Source organism: Geobacillus sp. Sah69 (assembly GCF_001414205.1).
Lineage (GTDB): Bacteria > Bacillota > Bacilli > Bacillales > Anoxybacillaceae > Geobacillus > Geobacillus stearothermophilus.
In genome coordinates this window covers 34,423-42,292 of record NZ_LLKS01000036.1, presented here as the reverse complement: position 1 = coordinate 42,292, position 7,870 = coordinate 34,423, and the positions used below count along the sequence as shown (strand labels likewise).

The following is a 7,870-nucleotide window of genomic DNA, read 5'->3' as shown; positions in this document are numbered from 1 at the left end:
GTGTCATTTTATTCTACATGTGCGCAAGAAAGACCACATCAAAGCTCATCACTTCATATCTTTCATGTCTGATTTGTTCGCGTTGGCTGATAGTCATTCTGACGATGAAATTGATATTAAAATCAATGTCCAGTCTCCCGGAGCCATCGAATTAATAGGGTATATTCCTGCTATCATCATGATAGCAGTAGCACTCGTTGGGGTGATCGGCGGGCGAGTAAAGTTTTTCGGCATAGAATTCGATACACCGGGGATTGTGGGAAGGTTGCTGGAGTGGCAAAAACTAAAGCAGCAAGGTCAAACTCAAGAGGGAGTTAACGAGCCAAACGATGAACAAAAAGAACGTTTGATTATGAATGCAGAAAATCTTGAAATTCAATTACCCGGACAATTGCAAAAATCATTACAAGCATACGTTGAATCTCTGAGTAAACAAACTTCTCTACCAGTAGAAGCGAAAGATGAAAAAAAGGAAGAATAAGCTTCATTCTTCCTTCTCCTTATAACGGTTTTCGATTTTAAAGAAACTTTTCACTGTCAATATTGCGAACACGAGAGAGACAAGTTCTCTAATATAAAAAACACCTACGGTACGGTTTCCAAATACGTCCAGTTTCAATAGGGTGAGGTCGTACAACAAGAAGAAAAAGGCAATAAGAAGTACAGACATATTCACTTGAGAAAGAATGCCAATGATTTTCTTCATGTCACCTCGCCCCCTTTTTTAATCATATTCAACAACAACAGAAATGTTTCCTTATGACTTAATAATATCATTTTTACTTTTGTCAAAGCAAAACTTATTTATAACACTGTATTTTTGTCGTGTGAATGCCACTAATAAGTGAAAAGTGGCAAGCCGAACCTCTTTCCATTGGCGTCACCCGATCGGGTGGCGTTTTTTATTTGAGCGAGGTGATGCACGTGTATAAGTTGCGCGAGGCATTGGGTGATAAAGACAAACAAAAGTTAAACCGCATGAAGAAAGACAGGATGACCTGGCGTGACTGGCTCGACATTATGGGCGTCCGACGCGACACGTACAAGCGAGTGCGCGGGGCGATTCGAAGGAAGTGAGGAGGTAGGTGATGATGTAGATGCGGAAGTTGACGCCAAAACAAAAAGCGTTTGCGGATTATTATATCGAATTAGGAAACGCAGAAGAGGCGGCGAGAAAGGCTGGGTATTCCGACGCTACGGCTCGAGGTCATGCGCACAAACTGTTGCAAAATGTTGCGATTAAAGAGTACATCGGTCAACGCTTAGCTGAAAAAGATAAAGCACGCGTCGCTTCGCAGGATGAGGTGCTGGAGTTTTTGACAAAAGTGCTGCGTGGTGAGGTCACGGAAGAAATCCCTGTCGGAAAAGGCGAAGGATTTTTTGAATTGGAAGATAAGACACCAAGCATTCGGGATCGTGTTAAAGCTGCCGAGCTCCTCGGCAAACGCTTCGCGATGTGGACCGAGCGCCAGCAAATTGACGCCAATTTTGGTGTTCAGATTATCGATGACATCGGTGAGTCCGATGAAGCAGATTAGGCTTTCTGAAGTGTTTACACCAACGTTCCAAAAAGTGTGGGCGTTGGTGAAACAGCAACGTTATTTGCGCTATGTACTGAAAGGTGGTCGGGCCAGCGCCAAATCTACGCACATCGCAATGATGGTGTTATTGCTGGTGATGCGGTATCCGGTGACGGCTCTTGTTGTACGCAGGGTCGGGAACACGCTAGCGGATTCGGTGTTGGAACAGCTGAAAGAAGCGATGGAAATATTGGGTGTCACAGAGTATTTTCAAGTGACGATCAACCCGATGCGGATCACGTATCTGCCGCGAGGAAATCGGATTCTGTTCCGCGGTGCTGATGACCCACAAAAAATCAAATCCATTAAAGCATCGAAATTTCCACTAGCCATTATGTGGATTGAGGAGCTTGCAGAGTTTAAGACAGAGGAAGAAGTATCTGTCATTGAAAAATCTGTGTTACGTGGAGAGCTTCCGAGCGGATTGCGGTACACGTTTTTTTACAGCTATAACCCACCGAAGCGTAGACAGTCATGGGTCAACCAAAAGTACGAAACGCAATTTCTTCCTGAGAACACGTTCGTTCATCACTCGACGTATTTAGACAATCCGTTTTTGTCGAAAGACTTCATCGAAGAAGCCGAACATACGAAGCGAACGAATGAGATGAAGTACCGCCATGAATATCTCGGCGAGCCGATTGGGAGTGGTGTGGTGCCGTTTGATAATTTAGTATTTCGGACGATTACGGATGAGGAGATGAAACAATTTGATAACATCCGTCAAGGTATTGACTGGGGATATGGCGTGGATCCGTTTGCGTTCGTGCGTTGGCACTATGATAAAACCAGACGGATCATTTATGCCATCGATGAAATATACGGTGTGAAGCTATCGAACCGAGAAGTAGCTGAAAAAATCAAAGCAAAAAACTATCATCTCGAACCGATTATCGCCGACAGCGCCGAACCAAAATCAGTAGATGAAATGAAAAAAGAGCACGGGATTCCGCGGATTAAAGGGGCAAAAAAAGGTCCGGGAAGTGTGGAATATGGCGAGAAGTGGCTTGATGATTTAGAGGCAATTGTGATTGATCCGAAGCGAACGCCGAACATTGCAAGAGAATTTGAGTCGATTGACTACCAGGTTGACGCAGACGGCAATCCAAAACCGAAGTTGGAGGATAAAAATAACCATACGATCGATGCGACTCGTTACGCATTCGAAGATGATATGAAACGACCGTCCGTATCGATATTGAAATAGAGGAGGTGATCGCGTGCTGATCGAGGATTTATTCAGAGCGCCTTGGCATGAACGAGCATTGGCGGAGTTGGCCAAAGGAATCATGACAGACGAACAGCTTTTGGCGGCGATCGTGAAAGACTGGGAAACGAGCGAAAAGCGCAATCTCATGCTGCTAGGCGATCGATATTATCGTACGAAAATGGATATCGAAAAGAAAAATCAAGATATCACATGGCGTTCGAATCAAAAGCTAGCTCATGATTTTGTGAAAAAGCTCGTCAATCAGAAAGTTGGATACTTGCTCTCAAAGGAGCCAACGATTGCAACGGAAAACGAAACATACCGGAAAATCATGCAAGATATGTTTGATAAGCGTTTGCTAAAAGTGGTGAAAAATCTCGGCAAAGAAGCGATCAACAAAGGGATCGCTTTTTTATATGTGTACATTGACGAAAAAGGAGAATTAGCTTTCAAAAAAATTCCGAGCGAACAAATTATTCCGTTCTGGAAAGATAATGATCATGAAGAGATTGTGTCGTTTATTCGGGTGTATGAAGAAGTGGTGTACACGAACACACAAAAACAACTACAAAAGAAGGTCGAGTATCACCACCCAAACGGGATTAACTATTATGTCTGGCAAGCCGATTCGCTCGTTCCGGATGTGTTGGCTGGAGTGGAAACAAACTATCATTTCATGATCGATGGAAAGCCGTATCTGTGGGAGCGCATGCCGTTGATTGCGTTCAAGTACAATGAGGAAGAGCAGCCACTGATCGACTGTATCAAGTCATTGATTGATGACTACAATTTGCAAGCTTCCGTAAATGCGGATCTGTTGGCTGACATCCCGAATTTCATCTATAAGTTAGTAAATTATGGCGGGACGAACTTACAGGAATTTTTAAATGATTTGAACCGATATCGGGCGGTAAAGTTAGATGAAAACGGCGATGTGGATAAGCTCCAAGCCGATCTTCAGACAGACGCGGTGGAAAAAGAGCTTCTTCGGATCCGGAAAGCCATCTATGAATTTGGACGCGGGGTTGATACACAGGATGAGAACCTGGGCAACGCCAGTGGAGTGGCGCTTCGATACCGATATTCGGATTTAGATATGGACTGCAACATCCTTGAAACCGAGTTTCAATCAAGCCTAGAACATTTGATTTGGTTCATCGACCAGTATTTGCTCATGACAGGAAAAGGCGATTTCACGAATGAGCCAATTTCAATTATCTTCAACCGTGACATCATCATTAATGAGTCAGAGGTGATCGCCAACTGCCAGGCGTCGGTTGGTATTCTCGATGACCAGACAATTCGTGAAAATCATCCGTGGTATACGGAGCAAGTCGAGGAACGATTGAAGAAGCAACAGGAACAAGAACAAATGTATAACGGCTACCAGGGCGCGTTCCAGCAACAAAGGAAAGATGGGAACGTAAATGAATAGCCGGCAGTATTGGGAGCAGCGTGCCGCGCAAAGAGAACAGGAAGCGCAGTTGATTGTCGAGAAATATTTAGCGCAGATGCAACAGCGACTGAAAGAAGCGCAACGAGATATTGTGCGACAGATTGAAGCGTTTTACGCAAGGTATGCGAGAGATAACAAGCTTTCATTGTATGAGGCGAAAAAGATTTTAACGTCCCAAGAAATTGAAGAATTTAAGCAAGTCGATTTGGCCCGGTTTCGTGCTATGGCCCTCGCGGGAAATCCGCAATACGAAAATTTGCTCAACGCAGTCAGTTATCGTGTTCGGATTTCGCGATTAGAGTTGCTTTTAGCGCAAATCGAAATGATGATGCTGCACCTCTATGGCGGAAAAAACGGATTGCAGGAGTACACCTATACGGGGTTGGTCGATGTGTACCAAAACTCGTACTACCACTTCATGTATGATTTCGCGATGGCCGGCATCCCTGCAAACGTTCAAATACTTGATGACAGCACCATGCGCGAAGTGATGTCGTACAACTGGAGTGGCAAAGAGTTTTCTGAACGGATTTGGGGCCACGAACAAGAAACCATGCAAAACATTCGAAAGTCGCTCGAACAAAGCTTCATCATCGGCCGGTCCATCGATCGGACGGCCAAAGAAATAGTGAGAGTGACAGACGTTGCATACTCGCGCGCCGAAGCGTTGGTTAGGACGGAAGCGAGCTTCTTTCACAATTTAGCTGCGCACAACAGCTATCGCGATGCGGGGATGGAGAAATACGAGATTTTGGCCACACTCGATATGCGAACATCGGATATTTGTAGATACCAAGATGGCAAGGTTTATAACGTGAAAGATTACAAACCAGGAACAAATGCACCACCGTTTCATGTGCGTTGCCGAACGACAACAATTCCGTATTTCGATGAATCGGAGTATACGAACGGTGAGAAACGTCAGTCGATGAATGGTTTGGTGGATTCCATTTCGTATGAAGAGTGGTATAATAGACACATCAAAGGGAATACACTGGAGATAAGGAATCCTGGACAGTACTCCAAGCAATATCTTCAAAAAATGAATGATACCTTTAAATATTTTAAAAATGAAGGATTTTCCTTTAAAGAACATGCTGTGAATCGTGTGCTGGGTCAAAAACAAAGCAAAGGAAAAAGAAAATTTACAAAAGAAGATGTTTTAGATGTGCTTAAGACAGGAAAAAGATATCATCAAGCAGAGGGAGATAAAACGGTTTATTTTAAAGACGGCATTGCGGTAATACAAGCTAATGATACCGGTGAGATCGTTAGTATTGTTGCTCGTTCAAAACCAAAAGAAGACTGGAGGGAAATCGATGGATGATTTATTGAGGTGTGTTGAAGATTATCTTGAAGGGGATTTGCCGCCAGAGCAATTTTCTTATGATTTTCCTGCTATGTATGCCTCATATTTCGATAATGCAGATTTAGATGAAAAGTATATCGATGCGTTTGATGATATTTCGGAAGCATGCAGTTGGTACGAACCAGATCCGATTCATAGACAAGACTATAGTGACTACATTGGAGAAGAAGAGTTGAAACAAGTTGTGCAAGAAAAATATCAAGTGATTAAGAATTTGCTAGATAAAAGCACCTAACCAAACAAAACGGTTATGTGCTTTTTTATTTCCTCTCGTCTTTTTACTATTTGTAGACGTTAAAGAACAAAAGGGTTCGTGGCCGTAACCACGTAAAAAAACGTAACCAGGAGGGAGTAAGAATGAAACGTGAATTTCTTGAAAGCTTAGGACTGGAGAAAGAGGTCATCGACAAAATCATGGCCGAGCATGGGAAGTCGGTGGAAGCGCAAAAAGCGAAAGTAGACGATTTAAAAACAAGTCTCGACGACATGAAAAAACAGCTAGAACAACGCGACAATGACTTAAAACAGCTCAAAAAGCAAGCAGAAGGAAATGAAGAACTACAAACGAAGCTTGCGGATTTAGAGAAGCGATATAAAGAGGAGAAGGCGGCATATGAAGCGAAAATCAAAGAAACGCAATTGAACAGCGCGATTAAACTTGCGATTAATGGAAAGGTACATGACGCCGATTTGGTTGCGTCGCTTCTTGACAAGGACGCTATTGAATTAGACGAAAACGGAAACATCACGAAAGGACTGGATGAGCAGTTAAAGACGCTGCAAGAAACCAAGTCCTTTTTATTTGTGCCTGAAAACAACCATCAACCGAAAATTACGGGGATCAAACCAGCTGAAGGCAATCCGACTGGCAGGGATCCAGAGGATCCGTTTTTAGCTGGATTTAATTCTATTTAATGTGTAGGAGGTAATGAACAATGCCAATTAACTATGCGGAGAAGTATGCGCCATATGTCGACGAGCGTTTCAAAAAACAATCTCTTTCGGGTGGAGCTGTAAATCAAGATTTGGAGTGGGTTGGGGTTGAAACGGTCAAGGTGTTCTCGATCCCAACAGCACCGATGCAAGATTATACGCCGTCAGGAAACAATCGTTATGGCACACCGGTCGAACTGGAGAACAGTGTGCAAGAAATGAAAGTAACACGCGATCGGTCCTTTACGTTTACGATCGATAATAAATCGAAACAAGATACCATGGGTGTCATGGAGGCCGGCAAAGCACTTGCCCGTCAGATTGACGAAGTGGTTGTTCCGGAGGTGGACATCTATCGTTTTGCAGTCATTTGCGCCAACGCAGGCACGACGGTGACGGCGCCGATTACAAAGGATAATGCGTATGAGGCGTTTTTGGATGCGACAACGACACTTACAGACTTGAAAGTTCCATTGGTTGGTCGCGTAGCGTATATTGGCGCGAATTTTTATAAACAAATTCGCTTAGACCCGTCTTTCATTAAAGCGTCTGATCTCGCACAGGATGCACTAATGAAAGGACAAGTCGGTCAAATTGATGGGATCCCATTGATTACGGTGCCTTCTTCTTATTTGCCGGCCAACGTCGAATTTTTCATCACACATCCGATGGCAACAGTGGCGCCGATCAAGCTGACTGATTACGTAACGCATGAAAACCCGCCAGGCATTAACGGTACGCTTGTAGAAGGTCGTATTCGTTATGATGCTTTTGTATTCGAGAATAAGAAGAACGCCATTTACGTGCACAAAAAAGCGTAAGGGGTGACAAGCGATGAAGAAGTTTAAAAAGGGCGAGGACATTTTGATCGCGCATAATGACGTGCAGGAAGCTGCCTTTAAAAAGGCGGGGTACGAAGAAGTGGTGGAGGAAGAAGTAAAGAAGCAGGCGAAGAAATCGGAAAGGGCAGCTGAATAACAATGACGGTGCTTGATATTGTCAAAGCCAAGCTCGACAATCCACCGTCAGATGATCGCTTGGCCATGTACATTGAAGAAGTGGGGCAAGCGATTAAAACTTTTTGCAATCGTGACGATATTCCAGAAGAGTTGCAGTATGTGCACGCTAATATGGTTGTCGACCTGATCCGTTTGGAGCAAAAAAGCGCCCCTGAGTCTGAGCCCGCGGTCAAATCTATCAAGGAAGGCGACGTGCAGGTAACGTTTGATACACCTGAAAAAAGCCAGGGCGAAAAGATCACCGAAGCTATTCTTCACTCTTATCAAGCGCAGCTGTATCGCTATCGGAAAATGAGGTGGTAG

General features: G+C 43.9%; 12 protein-coding genes. 11 read left to right on the top strand and 1 reads right to left on the bottom strand.

The genetic code is table 11. The features are described from left to right. Positions 1–481 (top strand): hypothetical protein (locus tag AP057_RS17290; RefSeq protein ID WP_161804326.1); only part of this gene is annotated, 481 nt, incomplete at its 5' end. 3 nt (positions 482–484) lie between these two features. Here AP057_RS17290 and AP057_RS09610 read toward each other — a convergent pair. Continuing rightward, complete coding sequence (locus AP057_RS09610; RefSeq protein WP_033021475.1) at positions 485–706, bottom strand: hypothetical protein; 222 nt, start codon at positions 704–706, stop codon at positions 485–487. 200 nt (positions 707–906) lie between these two features. Between AP057_RS09610 and AP057_RS17500 the strand changes: the two genes are divergently transcribed. The 10 genes from AP057_RS17500 (at position 907) to AP057_RS09570 (ending at position 7,870) form a co-directional block, all read left to right on the top strand. Then, positions 907–1,077 (top strand): hypothetical protein, encoded by a 171-nt coding sequence (locus AP057_RS17500; protein WP_200910066.1) that lies wholly within the window; start codon positions 907–909, stop codon positions 1,075–1,077. A 20-nt stretch (positions 1,078–1,097) separates the two neighbouring features. Further along, positions 1,098–1,538: a terminase small subunit gene (locus AP057_RS09605; protein WP_025950450.1), complete on the top strand. Its 441-nt coding sequence runs from the start codon at positions 1,098–1,100 to the stop codon at positions 1,536–1,538. Next, positions 1,525–2,787, top strand: coding sequence for a PBSX family phage terminase large subunit (locus AP057_RS09600; protein WP_152968871.1), 1,263 nt, complete (start codon positions 1,525–1,527; stop codon positions 2,785–2,787). Before AP057_RS09605 ends, AP057_RS09600 begins: the two co-directional genes overlap by 14 nt. 13 nt (positions 2,788–2,800) lie before the next feature. Further along, the gene (locus AP057_RS09595; RefSeq protein WP_014194726.1) at positions 2,801–4,225 is read left to right on the top strand and encodes a phage portal protein; all 1,425 of its coding nucleotides are present in this window, start codon (positions 2,801–2,803) and stop codon (positions 4,223–4,225) included. Continuing rightward, a complete protein-coding gene (locus AP057_RS09590) occupies positions 4,218–5,573 on the top strand; it encodes a minor capsid protein (protein WP_235468539.1) in 1,356 nt (451 codons plus the stop codon). Before AP057_RS09595 ends, AP057_RS09590 begins: the two co-directional genes overlap by 8 nt. Next, positions 5,566–5,850: a hypothetical protein gene (locus AP057_RS09585; RefSeq protein ID WP_055358623.1), complete on the top strand. Its 285-nt coding sequence runs from the start codon at positions 5,566–5,568 to the stop codon at positions 5,848–5,850. Before AP057_RS09590 ends, AP057_RS09585 begins: the two co-directional genes overlap by 8 nt. A 122-nt stretch (positions 5,851–5,972) precedes the next feature. Next, on the top strand, positions 5,973–6,530 hold the full coding sequence (locus AP057_RS09580) for a phage scaffolding protein (RefSeq protein WP_055358622.1): 558 nt from the start codon (positions 5,973–5,975) through the stop codon (positions 6,528–6,530). A gap of 20 nt (positions 6,531–6,550) precedes the next feature. Then, complete coding sequence (locus AP057_RS09575) at positions 6,551–7,369, top strand: N4-gp56 family major capsid protein (RefSeq protein WP_055358621.1); 819 nt, start codon at positions 6,551–6,553, stop codon at positions 7,367–7,369. A 13-nt stretch (positions 7,370–7,382) separates the two neighbouring features. Next, entirely contained in the window at positions 7,383–7,526 is a 144-nt protein-coding gene (locus AP057_RS17495) for a hypothetical protein (RefSeq protein ID WP_014194731.1), read from the top strand. A gap of 2 nt (positions 7,527–7,528) precedes the next feature. Next, positions 7,529–7,870: a hypothetical protein gene (locus AP057_RS09570; RefSeq protein WP_033016781.1), complete on the top strand. Its 342-nt coding sequence runs from the start codon at positions 7,529–7,531 to the stop codon at positions 7,868–7,870.